This is a genomic window from Duganella sp., assembly GCF_039595735.1.
Classification (GTDB): domain Bacteria; phylum Pseudomonadota; class Gammaproteobacteria; order Burkholderiales; family Burkholderiaceae_D; genus Rugamonas.
Window position 1 is genome coordinate 1 of record NZ_JBCNLB010000005.1, and the last position, 16,472, is coordinate 16,472.

General features: G+C 61.0%; 15 protein-coding genes and 1 pseudogene. 15 read left to right on the forward strand and 1 reads right to left on the reverse strand.

The genetic code is table 11. From position 1 onward, the window contains the following. From ABDW57_RS11480 to ABDW57_RS11490, 3 genes and pseudogenes are all read left to right on the forward strand, one after another. A pseudogene (locus ABDW57_RS11480) lies at nt 1–284 on the forward strand (branched-chain amino acid ABC transporter permease); the annotation flags it as partial. Beyond that, the gene (locus ABDW57_RS11485; protein WP_343730616.1) at nt 284–1,258 is read left to right on the forward strand and encodes a branched-chain amino acid ABC transporter permease; all 975 of its coding nucleotides are present in this window, start codon (nt 284–286) and stop codon (nt 1,256–1,258) included. The pseudogene ABDW57_RS11480 and the gene ABDW57_RS11485, both read left to right, overlap by 1 nt. A gap of 7 nt (nt 1,259–1,265) precedes the next feature. After that, nucleotides 1,266–3,323, forward strand: a complete 2,058-nt coding sequence (locus ABDW57_RS11490) for a 3-hydroxybutyrate oligomer hydrolase family protein (protein WP_343730339.1) — start codon at nt 1,266–1,268, stop codon at nt 3,321–3,323. Between the two features lie 71 nt (nt 3,324–3,394). Here the strand turns inward: ABDW57_RS11490 and ABDW57_RS11495 are convergent, their stop codons facing one another. After that, complete coding sequence (locus ABDW57_RS11495; RefSeq protein WP_343730340.1) at nt 3,395–4,552, reverse strand: iron-containing alcohol dehydrogenase; 1,158 nt, start codon at nt 4,550–4,552, stop codon at nt 3,395–3,397. 122 nt (nt 4,553–4,674) lie between these two features. On the opposite strand from ABDW57_RS11495, the gene ABDW57_RS11500 reads away from it, so the two are divergent. The 12 genes from ABDW57_RS11500 to atpA all read left to right on the forward strand — a co-directional run bounded on the left by ABDW57_RS11500 (nt 4,675) and on the right by atpA (nt 16,420). Then, complete coding sequence (locus ABDW57_RS11500; RefSeq protein ID WP_343730341.1) at nt 4,675–5,439, forward strand: TSUP family transporter; 765 nt, start codon at nt 4,675–4,677, stop codon at nt 5,437–5,439. A gap of 166 nt (nt 5,440–5,605) precedes the next feature. Next, nucleotides 5,606–7,531: a tRNA uridine-5-carboxymethylaminomethyl(34) synthesis enzyme MnmG gene (gene mnmG / locus ABDW57_RS11505; RefSeq protein WP_343730342.1), complete on the forward strand. Its 1,926-nt coding sequence runs from the start codon at nt 5,606–5,608 to the stop codon at nt 7,529–7,531. Beyond that, entirely contained in the window at nt 7,528–8,178 is a 651-nt protein-coding gene (gene rsmG / locus ABDW57_RS11510) for a 16S rRNA (guanine(527)-N(7))-methyltransferase RsmG (RefSeq protein ID WP_343730343.1), read from the forward strand. The genes mnmG and rsmG overlap by 4 nt, the downstream gene beginning before the upstream one ends. A 102-nt stretch (nt 8,179–8,280) precedes the next feature. Continuing rightward, complete coding sequence (locus ABDW57_RS11515) at nt 8,281–9,051, forward strand: AAA family ATPase (protein ID WP_155464684.1); 771 nt, start codon at nt 8,281–8,283, stop codon at nt 9,049–9,051. A gap of 9 nt (nt 9,052–9,060) precedes the next feature. Next, the gene (locus ABDW57_RS11520; protein WP_343730344.1) at nt 9,061–9,930 is read left to right on the forward strand and encodes a ParB/RepB/Spo0J family partition protein; all 870 of its coding nucleotides are present in this window, start codon (nt 9,061–9,063) and stop codon (nt 9,928–9,930) included. Continuing rightward, nucleotides 9,923–12,034 carry a cellulase family glycosylhydrolase gene (locus tag ABDW57_RS11525; protein ID WP_343730345.1) on the forward strand — a complete coding sequence of 704 codons (2,112 nt, stop codon included), beginning with the start codon at nt 9,923–9,925 and terminating at the stop codon, nt 12,032–12,034. The genes ABDW57_RS11520 and ABDW57_RS11525 overlap by 8 nt, the downstream gene beginning before the upstream one ends. A 183-nt stretch (nt 12,035–12,217) precedes the next feature. Continuing rightward, nucleotides 12,218–12,583 (forward strand): ATP synthase subunit I, encoded by a 366-nt coding sequence (locus tag ABDW57_RS11530; RefSeq protein ID WP_343730346.1) that lies wholly within the window; start codon nt 12,218–12,220, stop codon nt 12,581–12,583. Between the two features lie 21 nt (nt 12,584–12,604). Continuing rightward, a complete protein-coding gene (gene atpB / locus ABDW57_RS11535) occupies nt 12,605–13,399 on the forward strand; it encodes a F0F1 ATP synthase subunit A (protein WP_343730347.1) in 795 nt (264 codons plus the stop codon). Between the two features lie 63 nt (nt 13,400–13,462). Next, nucleotides 13,463–13,741, forward strand: a complete 279-nt coding sequence (gene atpE, locus ABDW57_RS11540) for a F0F1 ATP synthase subunit C (protein ID WP_072782978.1) — start codon at nt 13,463–13,465, stop codon at nt 13,739–13,741. A 42-nt stretch (nt 13,742–13,783) separates the two neighbouring features. Further along, a complete protein-coding gene (locus tag ABDW57_RS11545) occupies nt 13,784–14,254 on the forward strand; it encodes a F0F1 ATP synthase subunit B (RefSeq protein ID WP_343730348.1) in 471 nt (156 codons plus the stop codon). Between the two features lie 2 nt (nt 14,255–14,256). Next, entirely contained in the window at nt 14,257–14,802 is a 546-nt protein-coding gene (locus ABDW57_RS11550) for a F0F1 ATP synthase subunit delta (RefSeq protein WP_343730349.1), read from the forward strand. A 76-nt stretch (nt 14,803–14,878) separates the two neighbouring features. Then, nucleotides 14,879–16,420 (forward strand): F0F1 ATP synthase subunit alpha, encoded by a 1,542-nt coding sequence (gene atpA / locus ABDW57_RS11555; protein ID WP_179674655.1) that lies wholly within the window; start codon nt 14,879–14,881, stop codon nt 16,418–16,420. The last annotated feature ends 52 nt before the right edge of the window (nt 16,421–16,472 follow it).

The window sequence follows — 16,472 nt, forward strand, 5'->3', positions numbered from 1 at the left end:
ATGGCTTCGGCGTCGCTTTGGCGGGCTTTGCAGGCGTTTTGGCGGCCCCAATCATCCAGGTGCAGCCCCTGATGGGGCAGAACCTGATTATCGTCGTATTCGCCGTTGTGGTGATCGGCGGCATGGGGTCGATCATGGGCTCCATCCTGACCGGCCTGGCGCTGGGCGTGATCGAGGGCCTGACCAAAGTGTTTTACCCGGAGTTTTCGTCGACGGTGGTGTTCCTGGTGATGGTGGTTGTGCTGCTGCTGCGTCCGGCCGGCCTGTTTGGTAAGGAAAAATGATGAACAAGAAAATCGGCTACCTGATCGCCTTTGCCATTGCCGTGGCGGCGCCGTTTGTCGGCTACCCGGTGTTCCTGTCCAAGCTGCTGTGCTTTGCCTTGTTTGCCAGCGCCTTCAACCTGCTGATCGGCTTTACCGGTTTGCTGTCCTTCGGCCACGCGGCCTTCTTCGGCATGGCCGGCTATGTGGCCGGCAACGCGCTGAAGAACTGGGGCTGGCCGACCGAGCTGGGCCTGCTGGCCGGCGTGGCGGCCGCCGCGCTGATCGGGCTGGTGATGGGCGGGCTGGCAATCCGCCGCCAGGGCATTTACTTCTCGATGATCACGCTGGCGCTGGCGCAGATGGTGTATTTCGGCGCGCTGCGGGCAGGGGAGTTCACCGGCGGCGAAGATGGCTTGCAGGGCGTTCCACGTGGAAAACTCCTCGGCGTGATCGACCTCGCCAACGACACCACCTTGTACTTCGTGGTGCTGGGCATCTGCGTGCTGGCGTTCATGCTGATCGTGCGCACCGTGCATTCGCCGTTCGGCCAGGTGCTGAAGGCGATCAAGGAAAACGAACCGCGCGCCATCTCGCTGGGCTACGACGTCGACAAGTACAAGCTGCTGGCGTTCGTGCTGTCGGCGGCGCTGGCCGGTCTGGCGGGCGCCAGCAAGACCTTGATTCTGGGCTTTGAAACCCTGACCGACGTCCACTGGACCATGTCCGGTCTGGTGATCCTGATGACGCTGGTTGGCGGCATGGGCACGCTGGCCGGTCCGATGTTGGGCGCGATCATCATCATTGCGCTGGAAAACAAGCTGGGTGACTGGGGCACGCTGCTGGCCCGCATCTCCGGCATTGAATGGTTTAACACCATAGGCGAAGCGGTCAACATGGTTGTTGGCCTGATCTTCATTATTTGTGTGCTGTTGTTCCGGCGTGGGATTATTGGCGAGTTCATCGCTCTGGCCGGAAAGAAGAAACCAGTGTGAGGACGATATGCAAATCAAAACCATGGTGCTGGCGCTGGCCGGCATCGCAGTCGCCGCCTGCGGCTCGAATGAGCACGACGAGCAACAAGACCTGAACCTCAAGCCGAGCTTCCTCGGCGACATCAGCAGTAAAACCTACGACGGCGCCAGCGACGATTTGCTGACCGCCGGCCTGGGCAAGACCGGACTGGCGGCCGCCGCCCCGGCCTACGCAGACCCAGCCAATCCCACCGCCGCAGAACTGCGCCGCAACGCGATCCATGCCAATTACCGGGCGGTGCTGGATATCGCCGCCAACAGCGGCTATGGCACGTTGTACGGCCCGAACGTGGACGCCAAGGGCGTGGCCGGCACCGGCGAGGGCAAGGTGGCCGGCACCGAGTACATCGCCTACGCCGACGATGGCAGCGGCAGCCAGAACGTGACCCTGATGGTGCAGGTGCCGGCCGGGTTCGACGTGAAAAATCCCTGCATTGTCACCGGCACGTCGAGCGGCTCGCGCGGGATTTACGGCGCCATCGGCAGCGCCGGCGAATGGGGTTTGAAGAACAATTGCGCCGTGGCTTACAGCGACAAGGGCAGCGGCACCGGCCTCTACACCTTCGACGATGATAGCGTGAACCTGCAAAGCGGCTTGCGCGCCACGCGCACCGCGGCCGCCAAAAACAGCACGTTCGCGCCGGCGCTGACCGATGCCGCGCGTGCCGCCTTTGCCGCCGCCTACCCGGGCCGCGTCGCCTTCAAGCACGCCCACTCGCAACAGAATCCGGAAAAGGATTGGGGCAAGTTCACGCTGCAGGCGGTCGAGTTTGCGTTCTACGTGCTGAACGAAAAGTACGGCACCCTGGCGAAGGACAACAACAGCCACGTGGTGGTGCTGACGCCCAAGAATACGATCACCATCGCCTCCAGCATTTCCAATGGCGCCGGCTCGGCCTTGCTGGCGGCCGAGCAGGACACCAAGGGCCTGATTTCCGGCGTGGCGGCCACCGAGCCGCAGATCCAGCCCAAGACGGCCGCTGGCTACACGGTACGGCAGGGCGCTGCGGCGGTGAGCGGGCAGGGCAAGGCGTTGTTCGATTACTCGACTTATGCGGCGCTGTATCAGCCGTGCATCGCCTCGACAGCAGCGGCACCGGGACGCTGCACCGCGTTGGCCGCCAAGGGCTTGCTGAACGGCGGCGATCTGTTGTCGCAGCAAAACGACGCCAAAGCGCGTCTCAAGGCCTACGGCTGGCTGCCGGATTCAGACGTGCTGCAGGCCGCCCACGCGGGCACCAACGTGCTGGTGGCGGTGACGTATGCCTATGCCTACGGCAAGTTTTCCGTGACCGATAAAGTGTGCGGTTTGAGCTTTGCGCCAACCGATGCGGCCGGGGGGCCGTTGGCGTTCACGACCGCGCAGAAGGCGTCCAGCTTCGCCACGCAGAACGGGATTATCGGCAGCGTGGTGTACGAGGATTCGGTGGGCGGGGCCAGGGCCTATAACCTGGGCGTATCCCCAGGCTCGCAGCTGGCTGATCAGTCGCTGGATGCGTTCCTGTGCCTGCGCTCGCTGGCGACGGGGATCGATGCGGTGTCTGGCGCCGCGCTGACCGGCACGCTGGCGGCGCAGAGCGCGCGGGTTAGGGCGGGCATGGCGGAGGTGGCGGCGACCGGCAATCTGAAGGGCAAGCCGGCCATCATCGTGCACGGCCGCAGCGATGCCCTGATTCCGGTGAACTTTGCTTCGCGCGCGTATGTGGGACTGAATGCGACGGCGGAGGGCAGTGCGAGCAAGCTGCGCTATATCGAGGTGACCAATGCCAACCACTTCGATTCGTTCACCAATGCGCTGCCGGCCAACATTGTGCCGCTGCATGTGTATCTGTTCCGGGCGCTGGATGCGATGCTGGCCAACTTGCGCAGCAACGCCGCACTGCCGCCGTCGCAGGTGGTGCGGACAGTGACGCGGGCGGATAACACCACGCCGCTGACCACAGCCAACTTGCCGCCCATCGCCACCACGCCTACCGTGGCGAACACCATTGCCGTGACCGGCACCACGGTTGCAGTGCCTGATTGAGCGGCGCAGCGTACCCCGGTTAAGGCGGGGTCTGGCCCGCAGGGTCAGACCCCTGTGTGCCGCCGTGCGGGTTAAAGCGCGGCAGCGTAGATTGCGCGCGCGTCTGCCCGCGTCACCAGGCGCGGGTTATTCCCGAGTAACCTGGTCTGAAGCATGGCGTCGTCCGCCAGCCGGTCCAGATCGGTTTCCTTGATGCCCACCTGCTGCAAAGTCCGTTCTATCCCGGTCACAATGGCGATTTGTTGCATCGCAACAGCCAGCGCCTCCGCCCTCGCTTCGACGCTGCCGCTGGCGGCCGGCACCACAATCTCCGCCAACTCCGCATACATGCCTGCCGCTTCCGGCGCATTGAACCTCAGCACATGCGGCAGCACCAGCGAATTCGACAGCCCATGTGGCACGTGAAATATCCCGCCAATCGGATAGGCCAGCGCGTGCACTGCCGCCACCGGCGCATTTGAAAACGCCTGCCCGGCCAGCAGCGCCCCCAGCAACATGGCCTGGCGCGCCGCCAGATTGCGGCCATTTTCGCAGGCCGCAATCAGGTTGGCCGACAGCAGCTCCAGCGCCTTGCGCGCCAGAACATCGGACAGCGGGTTCTTTTTATGCTTGCTGGTGTACGCCTCGATCGCATGCACCATGGCGTCGATGCCGGTAGCGGCGGTCACCGGCGGTGGCAGACCCAAGGTCAGTTCCGCATCCAGCAATGCCAAATCGGCATAAAGCTGCGGCGCTACCACGCCCATCTTGGTGGTAGCGCCAGTGGTCACGATGGCGATATTGGTGACCTCGGAACCAGTGCCAGCCGTGGTCGGAATCTGTACCAGCGGCAGCCGCGCCCCCTTCACATTGCCGATGCCGTAGATGGCACCGATCGGTTGATCACTGTCCGCCAGCACCGCAATCAGCTTGGCCACATCCATTGAACTGCCGCCGCCCAGGCCGATCACAACATCGGGCCGGAATGCGCGCGCCGCATCGACTGCCGCCAGCACGACAGCTTCCGGCGGATCTGCCACCACCTGTGAATAGATTTCCACAGCCAGCCCGGCCGCCTGCAAACTGGCCGCCGGCGCATCGACCAGGCCGGTCTTGAGGAAGCCCGGATCGGTCACCAGCATGGCACGTCTGGCGTTGGGGAATCGCTGGGCGATGTGCTCGCCCAGCCGCCTGGCGGCACCCAGTTCTGAGACGATATGCGACACGGTGCTGAAAGCAAAGTCAGTCATGAGAGCGTCCAATCGGTAGTGGATTCACCAGCTAGCTTACCCCAAGCCATGCCGCATCCGCATAAGCCGATGTAGATTTCTTCCGTACAATAGAGCCTTTGCATGTTGAGGACGGCGGGATCATGGTGGACTTTTGGGTGTTAGGTGCGGCTGCGTTTGGCGCAGGTTTGGTTGACGCGGTGGTGGGGGGAGGAGGGCTGATCCAGCTGCCCACCATGTTCGCGGTGTTCCCCAACATGGCCCCGGCCACGCTGATCGGCACCAATAAGCTGGCCAGCATCTTCGGCACCAGCGTCGCTGCCGTGAGCTACGCTCGCCGTGTGGCGATTGCCTGGTCGGTAGCGACACCGGCCGCGCTGGCGGCGTTGGTATTTGCTTTCCTCGGAGCCTATGTGGTGACCAAGGTATCGGCCGACTTCATGCGCATTGCGCTGCCGGTAGTGTTGCTGGCGGTGGCCATCTACACCTTCGCCAAGAAGGATTTCGGCAGCGTGCATGCGCCGATTCACTCCGGCGCCAAAGAGCAATCGCTGGCGCTGGTGGTCGGTGCGGCGATCGGTTTCTACGACGGCTTCTTCGGTCCGGGTACCGGCAGCTTCCTGGTATTCCTGTTCGTGCGCGTGTTTGGCTTCGACTTCCTGGGCGCCTCGGCGGTGGCCAAGATCGTCAACGTGGCCTGCAACTTCGCTGCCCTGGTGTGGTTCGGCTACAGCGGCCACCTGATCTGGCAGCTGGGTCTGACCATGGCCGTATGCCAGATCATCGGCTCCCTGATTGGCTCGCGCATGGCGATGAAACACGGCAGTGGTTTTGTGCGCAAATTGTTCCTCGTGGTGGTGTCTGTACTTATTGTTAAGTCGGGCTATGATGCGTGGTTACGATGGTAATGTTCCACGTGGAACATTGATAAAGGGGCACTCATCGGAAACGATAAGTGCCCTTTTTTTATTGTTTCACGTGGAACACAATCAAGAATATTTTTGCCTAAAAAAGTCGCAGCATCAAAAAAACTCTATAATCTGAACTTGATCCCTTCGCTTTAAATTTTCCACCATGTTATTTCCTACGAATTTCGACGTCATCGTTGTCGGCGGTGGACACGCCGGTACCGAGGCCGCGCTTGCTTCCGCCCGTATGGGGCAGAAGACGCTGCTGCTCACCCACAATATTGAGACGCTGGGCCAGATGTCGTGCAACCCATCCATCGGCGGTATCGGTAAAGGCCATCTGGTCAAGGAAGTCGATGCGCTTGGCGGCGCCATGGCGATCGCCACCGATGAGGCGGGTATCCAGTTCCGCATCCTGAATTCCTCCAAAGGCCCTGCCGTGCGCGCTACCCGCGCCCAGGCCGACCGTATTCTGTACAAGGCCGCCATCCGCTCCCGCCTGGAAAACCAGCCCAACCTGTGGCTGTTCCAGCAGGCTGTGGATGATCTGATGGTGGAGGGCGACCGCGTGGTTGGCGCCGTCACCCAGATCGGCCTGAAGTTTGCCGCCCGCGCCGTGGTGCTGACTGCCGGTACTTTCCTCGACGGGAAAATCCACGTCGGCCTGAACAACTACTCGGGCGGCCGTGCCGGCGATCCGCCTGCCGTATCGCTGTCGGCCCGCCTGAAAGAATTGAAGCTGCCACAAGGCCGCCTGAAGACCGGCACGCCGCCGCGCATCGATGGCCGCAGCATGGACTTCTCGCAAATGACCGAGCAGCCGGGCGACCTGGATCCAGTGCCTGTGTTTTCGGTGATGGGCAATGCCGGCATGCATCCGCAGCAGATGCCATGCTGGGTCACCCACACCAACCAGAAAACCCACGACATTATCCGTGGCGGCCTGGATCGCAGCCCGATGTACACCGGCGTGATTGAAGGCGTCGGTCCGCGTTATTGCCCGTCGATCGAGGACAAGATCCACCGCTTCTCGTCCAAGGAATCGCACCAGATTTTCCTGGAACCGGAAGGCCTGACCACCAACGAATTCTATCCAAACGGCATTTCCACCAGCCTGCCATTCGACGTGCAGATCGAGCTGGTGCGCTCGATGAAAGGCCTGGAAAACGCGCATATCCTGCGCCCGGGTTATGCCATTGAGTACGATTACTTCGACCCGCGCGGCCTGAAAGCCTCGCTGGAAACCAAGGCCATCAACGGTCTGTTCTTCGCCGGCCAGATCAACGGCACCACCGGTTACGAAGAAGCGGCAGCACAAGGTCTGCTGGCCGGCGTCAACGCCGCGCTGCAAACCCAGGGCAAGGAAGCCTGGACGCCAGCCCGTTCGGAAGCCTACCTCGGCGTGATGGTCGACGACCTGGTCACCCAGGGCGTGATGGAACCCTACCGCATGTTCACCAGCCGCGCCGAGTACCGCCTCAGCCTGCGTGAAGATAACGCGGACATGCGCCTGACCGAAATCGGCCGCAAGCTGGGCGTGATTGGTGATGCGCAATGGGAAGCTTTCGACCGCAAACGCGAGTCCGTGGCCAAGGAACTGGAGCGTCTGCGTTCCACGTGGGTGAACCCGCGCATCCTGGAAGCGGCCGAATCCGAGCGCGTGATTGGCCAGGCCATCGAGCGCGAGTACTCGCTGGCCGACCTGCTGCGCCGTCCCGGCGTGGAGTACGACAAGCTGATGACGCTGAAAGGCGCCGACGGCCGCGAGCTGGCCGGCCCGGGCGAAACCGACTCAGCGGTCAAGGAACAGATCGAAATCCAGCTCAAGTATTCGGGCTATATCGATCGCCAGACCAAGGAAGTCGAGCGCCACGAGCACTACGAAAACCTGAAGCTGCCGGAGAACTACAACTACCTGGACATCACCGCACTGTCGGTGGAAGTGCGCCAGAAGCTGCACGCGCAACGTCCGGAAACGCTGGGCCAGGCATCGCGTATCTCCGGCGTCACCCCGGCGGCGATTTCGCTGCTGCTGGTGCATCTGAAGAAGGCCGGTTTCGGCGGTTTTGTTCAGAAAGACGAGGCAGCATGAAGGTGTTTGACCGCACTGTAGTAGCGGATGTTTTGAAACAAGGCATCAAGCAGCTGCCACTGACGCTGAGCGTGGAACAGGTAGAAAAACTGCTGGACTACCTGGCCCTGCTGAACAAGTGGAACGCGGTGTACAACCTGACCTCGGTGCGCGACCCGTTGGAAATGGTGAAGCTGCACCTGCTGGACTCGCTGACAGCCGTGCCCGCATTCAAGGATGCCAGGAACGTGCTGGACGTGGGAGCAGGGGGCGGCTTGCCGGGCATGGTGCTGGCCATCAGCCGCCCGGACATGAAAGTGTCGATGATCGACACGGTGCACAAGAAAACCGCCTTCCTCAACCAGGTGAAGGCGGAGCTGGGATTGAGCAACGTCACGGTGTACACGAAGAAAGTGCAGGAGCTGGAAGTGAAGACCAAATTCGACGTCATCACTTCGCGGGCATTTGCCGACCTGTCAGACTTCGTCAACTGGTCGGGGCATCTGCTGCAAGAGGGCGGGCAGTACATCGCCTTGAAAGGCACGGCGCCGGCAGAGGAGCGCGAGCGGCTGCCAGCACCATGGAAAGTGCAGAAACTGGAGCCTTTGGCAGTGCCGGGGCTGGACGCGGAACGTCATCTGGTTTTCATTCAAGCAGAAACTGCATAAACGATTTATACGGTATAAATGATTTATATCGTATAAATAGTATAAATCGTTTATACCGTTTATATCGTATAAATCAATCGCATCAACCAAGATAAGAATTACATGGCAAAAATTTTTTGCGTAGCAAATCAAAAGGGCGGCGTCGGCAAAACCACCACCACCGTTAACCTCGCCGCCGGTCTGGCAAAACTGGACCAGCGCGTGCTGCTGGTCGACCTGGACCCGCAAGGCAATGCCACCATGGGCGCGGGCATCAACAAGGCAGGACTGAAGGCATCGACCTACGAGGTGATGCTGGGCACGGCCGACGTGGCCGCCGCCCGCCAGCGCTCCGAGCCTGGCCACTTCGACGTGCTGCCGTCCAACCGCGAGCTGGCCGGCGCGGAAGTGGAGATGGTGGAACTGGACAACCGCGAGCGCCGCCTGAAGGACGCGCTGGCCGTTGTGGATAAGGAGTACGATTTCATTCTGATCGACTGCCCGCCGGCGCTGTCGATGCTGACGCTGAACGGCCTGTGCGCCGCGCACGGCGTGATCATCCCGATGCAGTGCGAGTACTACGCGCTGGAAGGTTTGTCCGATCTGGTTAACACCATCAAGAAGGTGCACGCCAACCTCAACCCTGACCTGAAGATCATCGGCCTGCTGCGCGTGATGTTCGATCCGCGCATGACGCTGTCGCAGCAGGTGTCGGCCCAGCTGGAGCAGCACTTCGGCGACAAAGTCTTCAAGACCATCATCCCGCGCAACGTGCGCCTGGCGGAAGCGCCGTCGTACGGCGTACCGGGCGTGACCTTCGATCCGACCTCCAAGGGCGCACAGGCATATATCGCCTTCGGCGCCGAGATGGTCAAGCGCATCAAGAAAATGTAAGGCAATCACATGGCAACCAAAAAACTCAAAGGCCTGGGTCGCGGCCTGGAAGCGCTGCTTGGCGGCGACGGCGACATCACCACCCCGGACGCCAACACGCCGTCCGAGCTGAAGGTCACCCAGATGCAGGCGGGTAAGTACCAGCCGCGCACCCGCATGGACGAGGGCGGCCTGCAGGAACTGGCCGCCTCGATCAAAACCCAGGGCATCATGCAGCCGATCCTGGTGCGTCCGGTCGGCAAGGACAAATACGAGATCATCGCCGGCGAGCGCCGTTTCCGCGCTGCGCAATTGGCCGGCCTGGAAGTGCTCCCCGTTTTGGTGCGTGATGTAGACGACCAGGCCGCCGCCGCCATGGCGCTGATTGAGAACATGCAGCGCGAGGATCTCAATCCGCTGGAAGAGGCACAGGGCATCCATCGCCTAATCACCGACTTCAGCTTCACCCACGAACAGGCCGCCAACGCGGTCGGTCGCTCTCGCAGTGCCGTTTCGAATCTGCTGCGTCTGATGAATCTGGCCGCACCGGTGCAAACCATGCTGATGGCCGGCGATATCGACATGGGCCACGCGCGCGCGCTGCTGGCGGTGGACGCCGCCACCCAGATCAACCTGGCCAACATGGTGGTGGCCAAGCGTTTATCGGTGCGCGAGACCGAGAAGCTGGTGGCCAGAACGGTGGAAGAACTGAAGGCCGCGCCGAAGGACGCGCGCGTCAAGGAAAAGTCGGGCGACATCGTCCGCCTGGAAGAAGAGCTGTCCGATACCCTGGCCACGCCGGTGGTGTTCAAGATGGGACCGAAAGGGCGCGGCCAGATGATCATTGACTTTGCCGACCTCGACGTCCTTGACGGCGTACTGGCCCGCCTGCGTGCGTAAGCCGTGGAAGGTGTTCTGCGCGGGAATTGCAGCGCTGTTGCTGCCCAATGGCGCCATGGCTGCGGCCGGCGCCACGTTTATTTCCCAGAGCGTGCCCCACACCATGCAACTGGGGCAGACCTATACCGTTTCCGTCACCTATAAAAATACCGGCACCACCAGGTGGACCAGCGGCCAGTATCGCCTTGGCGCCCAGAATCCGGGAGATAACTGGCGCTGGGGATTCGGTCGTGTTGATTTGCCAGCCGGGGTGGAGGTTGCGCCTGGCGCGCTGTACACCTTTAGCTTTGACGTCGCCGTGCGCGAGCCGCGCTATTGCGACGCCACCAGTTATCCACAGGTGGTGGGCTGTCATTTCCAGTGGGGCTTGGTGCAGGAAGGTGTCGAATGGCTTGACCCGGGCGTGACCACCCTGGTGGAGACCTACAACGTACCGGCAGTCCGCTCGCTGGCGCCGCCGATCGTGCCGCCGGTAGCGGTCGACCCGCTTGCCTTCAGCAACGCCAATTTCCGCGGCGCCAATGTGCTGATGCAAACCTTTGAAGACAACCGCCTGTGCGACCACACGGCCTGGCTGCCGCAAGGCGCGGACGTCGACACCATCATCAGCAATGCCATTGGCATGGGCCTCAACGTATTGCGCATGGCGGTGATCTTGCCGCCGAAAACCCCGGGCGCACCGTCCGACTGGGTGCCTGACAATGCGCGCTACCAGAATGTGTGCGCCGATCCGGCCAAGAAAGAGTGGGGCGCGGAAAGCGACAGCGCGGTGCTGGCCCGGCAGGTTATCAGCAAGGTGCAAGTCTTTATGGATAAGGCGGACGCGGCAGGCCTGAAGGTGATTCTGGTACTGGACGGCTACACCAAGTACGACGCCAACTGCTATTGGAAGAAGGGCTTCGTCGATGTGCGCGATAGCGCCGATGCACTGATCAAGAGCTTCAGGAGCCACCGCGCGCTGCTGGCGTGGGACATCATGAATGAACCGCTGTGGAATGCGGTGGCATTCGACTGCATGCACTCGGACCAGGACTATGCTTCGGTAGTGCGCGCGGTCGATTCCATGTACAACCTGGTGCGCAGCAACGATGCCGTCCACCCGACCACGGTGGGCGAAGCGCAGACCCCCCTGCTCAAATACTGGAAAGACATCTCGTCCTTTGCCAGTCCGCACTTATATATTGGCGCAAGCAGTCGCGACAGCGCCAGCCTGCAACAGGTCAATTTTGTGCAAGCGGCCGCGCTGCGCGAGATGAGCCGCGAGTACGGCAGCGCCATGCCGTTGGTGATCGGTGAATTCGGCAGCGCCGATCCTGACGACCAGTTCAATCAGGCGTTCTACGAGCGCTTCCTCGATGGCCTGACCGTGGCCGACCGCGGTTTCATGCTATGGTCGCTGTCGCCCAGCCCCAACCAGCAAGGTTTTTCGGTGATCACGCCGGATGGCCTGCTCAAGCCGGCGGGGCAGCTGGTGCAGCGCCGCCTGTGGTATCCGGTGGTGCAGCAGCTCTACCTGGCCTATGTCGGCTTCCCTGCCGATCCGGGCGGACTGGATGGATTTGCCGGCCAGTTGACCGATCTTGCGGCCGACATGCGCAGCCGGGGCCTGATGTTGCGGCCCACGCTGGCCGCCCTGGACCAGGCTTACGATACCGAGCCCGCGCTGCGCCGGATGGTGGACGGTCTGTATCAGAGCGGCGCGTTCCGGCAACTCTATACGCCTGAACGTGTTAACGAGTATGTGCAGCAGATTTACGGTCAGCTGTTCAACCGTCAGGCCGATGCCGATGGTCTCAAGCACTGGACCGACAACATCAATTACTCCGGCCTGGAAAAGAGCAGGGCGGTCCTGGCGATCTATGCCGCCGGCCTGGCCGACGCCAGCGCCCAAGGCCGCCTGGATGCCGCGGCGGGAAACAGGAAAGCGGCGGTGGCGGGTGCCTTCACGGCCAGCTTGAACACGCCGCAGCGCCGTGATTGCTATTCGACCAATGAAGCGGCCGCCGCGGGGCGGGCGTTGCTGGCTTCGGTGGACGGCGGCGCGGACGTGACGGCCTATCATGCCAAAATCTCGGCCGCGATCGCCAAGCTGTGTGCCCAGTAAGCCCAACTTGGCAAACGGCTAACTCGCTTCATCGTGGTGCAAAGCGCACGGAAATGTTTCTAAAAGCGTCGCTTTCGTGCACCAAAAGCGATGCTGCGGCGCAGCATGTTTGACGTGATACAGGAAAGACACATATAATCACGCGTCTTTGGGGTTTAATCGGCTTTTAAGGGAGGCTCGGCAGTGAGTAGTTCCACGAGCATCTCCAGGCCGGTGTTCCGAGTCGTCGCCCTCCAGTTGGCCATCGCCACTGGATTCGCCTTGCTCACCTGGAATATAGGTGGAGTAATCAAAGCTTGGTCGGCCGCCTATGGCGGAGCAATCGCAGTCATCGGGAGTCTGATGTACGCGATGATTGTTGCGGGCGGAACAAATGACGCCAAAAAAGCTTTCCGCGCGCATGTGCGCGCCGAAGTGACAAAGATTTTTATCACGGTAGTGCTGTTCGTGTTGGCACTGCTGTTGTTTCAGTCGGCCTCATGGTTATGGCTGATCTTGGGTTTCGCGGTGTCAACCTTCGCTTACTGGCTGGCATTGCTCGCAATTTAATCACCAAAATCTTATATTTTTATGACCACTGAACACGTCGGGCACGAAGCGCCCACCAATATCGAGTACATTCAGCACCACCTTAGCCACCTGAAATCGGCCGACGGCATGTATAACCTGGACACGTTCTGGGTTTCGGCCATTCTGGGCCTGGTTTTCCTCGGCGTGTTCTGGCTGGCCTCGCGCCGCGCCACCGCCGGCGTGCCGGGCAAGCTGCAGAACTTCGTCGAAGCCGTGATGGAACTGGTCAATGAAGTGGTCAATTCGGCGTTCCACGCCAAGAGCAAGGTGATCGCCCCGCTGGCGATCACCATCTTCTGCTGGGTCTGGCTGATGAACGCCATGGACTTCCTGCCGGTCGACCTGCTGCCTAAACTGCTGTCCTTCTTTGGCGTCCACAAACTGCGTGTCGTGCCGACCGCCGACGTCAACCACACTTTCGGCATGTCCTTCGGCGTCATGCTGTGCATTATTGGTTTCTCGATCAAAGCCAAAGGTCTCGGCGGCTGGGGTAAAGAGCTGCTGACCGCGCCGTTCCACGCGCATGGCTTCATGGCCATCGTGCTGGCACCGGTCAACTTCATCTTCCAGATGATCGAGTTGCTGGCTAAGCCACTGTCGCTGTCGCTGCGTTTGTTCGGCAATATGTACGCCGGCGAACTGCTGTTCATCCTGATCGCACTGCTGCCGTGGTATGCGCAGTGGCTGCTCGGTGGTCCTTGGGTTATCTTCCACATCCTGGTGGTGACCCTGCAAGCGTTTGTATTCATGGCGCTGACGGTTGTGTATCTGGCCATCGCGGTTGAGAAGCACTAAGCAACAATTCGTTTTTAATTTTTTAGTATCTGTAGTCTTTTTTAAATCTTAGGAGAAATTTCAATGCAAGCTCTGATCGCACAAGTACAAAGCATGACCGTTCTGGCAGCCGCTATCATCATCGGCCTGGCCGCTATCGGCACCGCTCTGGGTTTCGCCATTCTGGGCGGTAAATTCCTGGAAGCGTCGGCCCGTCAGCCAGAACTGATGCCACAACTGCAAACCAAGCTGTTCGTGATCGCTGGTCTGCTGGACGCGATCTCGATGATCGGCGTTGGTGTTGCTCTGCTGTACACCTTCAGCAACCCATTCCTGGCTGCTCTGCAAACCGTCGCTCAGTAATCTGCTCCACCCTAGGAGAAACTTTTAGTTAGGAGCAAAGGTATGGACATCAATATGTCTCTCATCGGCCAGATGATCACCTTCGCGGTGTTGGTCTGGGTTTCGATGAAGTTCGTATTTCCATCGCTGAATGCAGCGTTGGATGAGCGTGCCAAGCGTATCGCTGATGGTCTGGCTGCGGCCGACCAGGGCCAGCAAGCCATGATCGTCGCTGAAAAGCGCGCCAGCGAAGCCCTGGCCGGTGCACGCGAAGAAGCTTCGCAACGCGTTGCTGACGCTGAAAAGCGCGCGCAACTGGTGGCGGAAGAAATCAAAGCGAATGCACAAGCTGAAGCGAACCGCATCATTGCGCAAGCCAAGGCCGAAGCCGAGCAGCAACTGGCCACCGCGCGTGAAGCGCTGCGCGCTCAGGTGGCTGACCTGGCTGTGAAGGGCGCCGAGCAAATCCTCAAGCGCGAAGTCAACGCCTCGGCCCACGCCGAACTGTTGTCGCGCCTGTCTGTCGAGCTGTAATCATGGCAGAAAACGCAACCGTCGCCCGTCCCTACGCGGAAGCCCTGTTCCGCGTAGCCCAAGCAGGTAAGGAATCGTTCAACCTCGCGGCGTGGGCCGAACTGGTGGCTGAACTGGCCCAGATCGGTGCCCACCCCGAGGTGCAAGCATTCGCCCGCAACCCGAAAGCGTCGGCCAGCGACATCGTCGCCGCGTTCAAAGCCCTGGTGAAATCGCCGCTGAACACGGAAGCCGATAACTTCCTGACGATGCTGGTCGAGAATGGCCGTATCAGTCTGCTGCCGGAAATCGGCGCGCAATTCCAGGCGTTGAAAAACGCCGCGGAAGGTGCGGCAGACGCGGAAATCACCACGGCCTTCGAGCTCGACGCCGCCCAGGTCAGCACGCTGATCGCGACGCTGGAAAAGAAATTCAGCCGCAAGCTGAACCCGGTCGTGACCGTGGATCCAGCGCTGATCGGTGGCGTGCGCGTGGTGGTTGGCGATGAAGTGCTGGACACTTCGGTCCGCGCCAAGCTGCAGCAAATGCGTGTTGCACTGGTCGCGTGAGTTAACCCTCGGCTGACCCGCTTAGAACAGATTCTTCATCTCGCGCAAGCTGAGAGAAACACTTTTAGGAGTTAGTATGCAACTCAACCCATCTGAAATCAGCGAGCTGATCAAGAGCCGTATTCAAGGCCTTGATGGTGGCGCTGAAGTACGTAACCAAGGCACGGTGATTTCCGTGGCCGACGGTATCGTCCGCATCCACGGCCTGTCGGAAGTCATGCAGGGCGAGATGCTGGAATTCCCAGGCAACACCTTCGGTCTGGCGATGAACCTGGAGCGCGATTCGGTTGGCGCCGTGATTCTGGGTGCTTACGAGCACATCTCGGAAGGCGACACCGTCAAGTGCACCGGCCGTATTCTGGAAGTGCCAGTCGGTCCGGAACTGCGTGGCCGTGTGGTCAACGCCCTGGGCCAGCCGATCGACGGCAAAGGCGCCATCGAGACCAAGCTGACCTCGCCGATCGAAAAGATCGCCCCGGGGGTGATCGCCCGTGAGTCGGTGTCGCAGCCGATGCAGACCGGCCTGAAGTCGATCGACGCCATGGTGCCAATTGGCCGTGGCCAGCGTGAGCTGATCATTGGCGACCGCCAGACCGGTAAGTCGGCAGTCGCGGTTGATGCGATCATCAACCAAAAAGGCCAGGGCATGACGTGCATCTACGTTGCCATCGGCCAGAAAGCATCGACCATCAAGAACATCGTGCGCTCGCTGGAAGAGCACGGCGCGCTGGAGTACACCATCGTGGTGGCTGCCTCGGCGTCGGAATCGGCCGCCATGCAGTACATCTCGGCCTACTCGGGCTGCACCATGGGCGAATACTTCCGCGACCGCGGCGAAGACGCCCTGATCGTCTACGATGACCTGTCGAAGCAAGCTGTTGCCTACCGTCAGATCTCGCTGCTGCTGCGCCGTCCACCAGGCCGCGAAGCTTACCCAGGCGACGTGTTCTACCTGCACTCGCGTCTGCTGGAGCGTGCCGCCCGCGTGAACGCCGACTACGTCGAAGCCTTCACCAACGGCGAAGTCAAAGGCAAGACCGGCTCGCTGACCGCACTGCCGATCATTGAAACCCAGGCCGGCGACGTGTCGGCGTTCGTGCCGACCAACGTGATTTCGATTACCGACGGCCAGATCTTCCTGGAAACCTCGCTGTTCAACTCGGGCATCCGTCCGGCGATCAACGCCGGTATCTCGGTGTCGCGCGTGGGTGGTGCTGCTCAGACCAAGGTCATCAAAAACCTGTCCGGCGGTATCCGTACCGACCTGGCCCAGTACCGTGAACTGGCTGCGTTCGCGCAGTTCGCTTCGGACCTGGACGAGTCGACCCGCAAGCAGCTGGACCGCGGCGCCCGCGTGACCGAACTGCTGAAGCAGAAACAATACTCGCCACTGTCGATTTCCCTGATGGCCGCCTCGCTGTTCGCAGTGAACAAGGGCTACCTGGATGACGTCGAAGTCAAGAAAGTGCTGCCTTTCGAAGCCGGCCTGCATGCTTACCTGAAGACCAAGCAAGCTGACCTGCTGTCGAAGATTGAGTCGTCGAAGCAACTGGACAAGGACGGCGAAGCTGCGCTGGCCGCCGCCATTGCCGACTTCAAGAAATCCGGCGCATTTTAAGGGTAACGGCGCCCACGGTGGGACCGGGGCGCCATCTGCGCAGAAGGAGTAA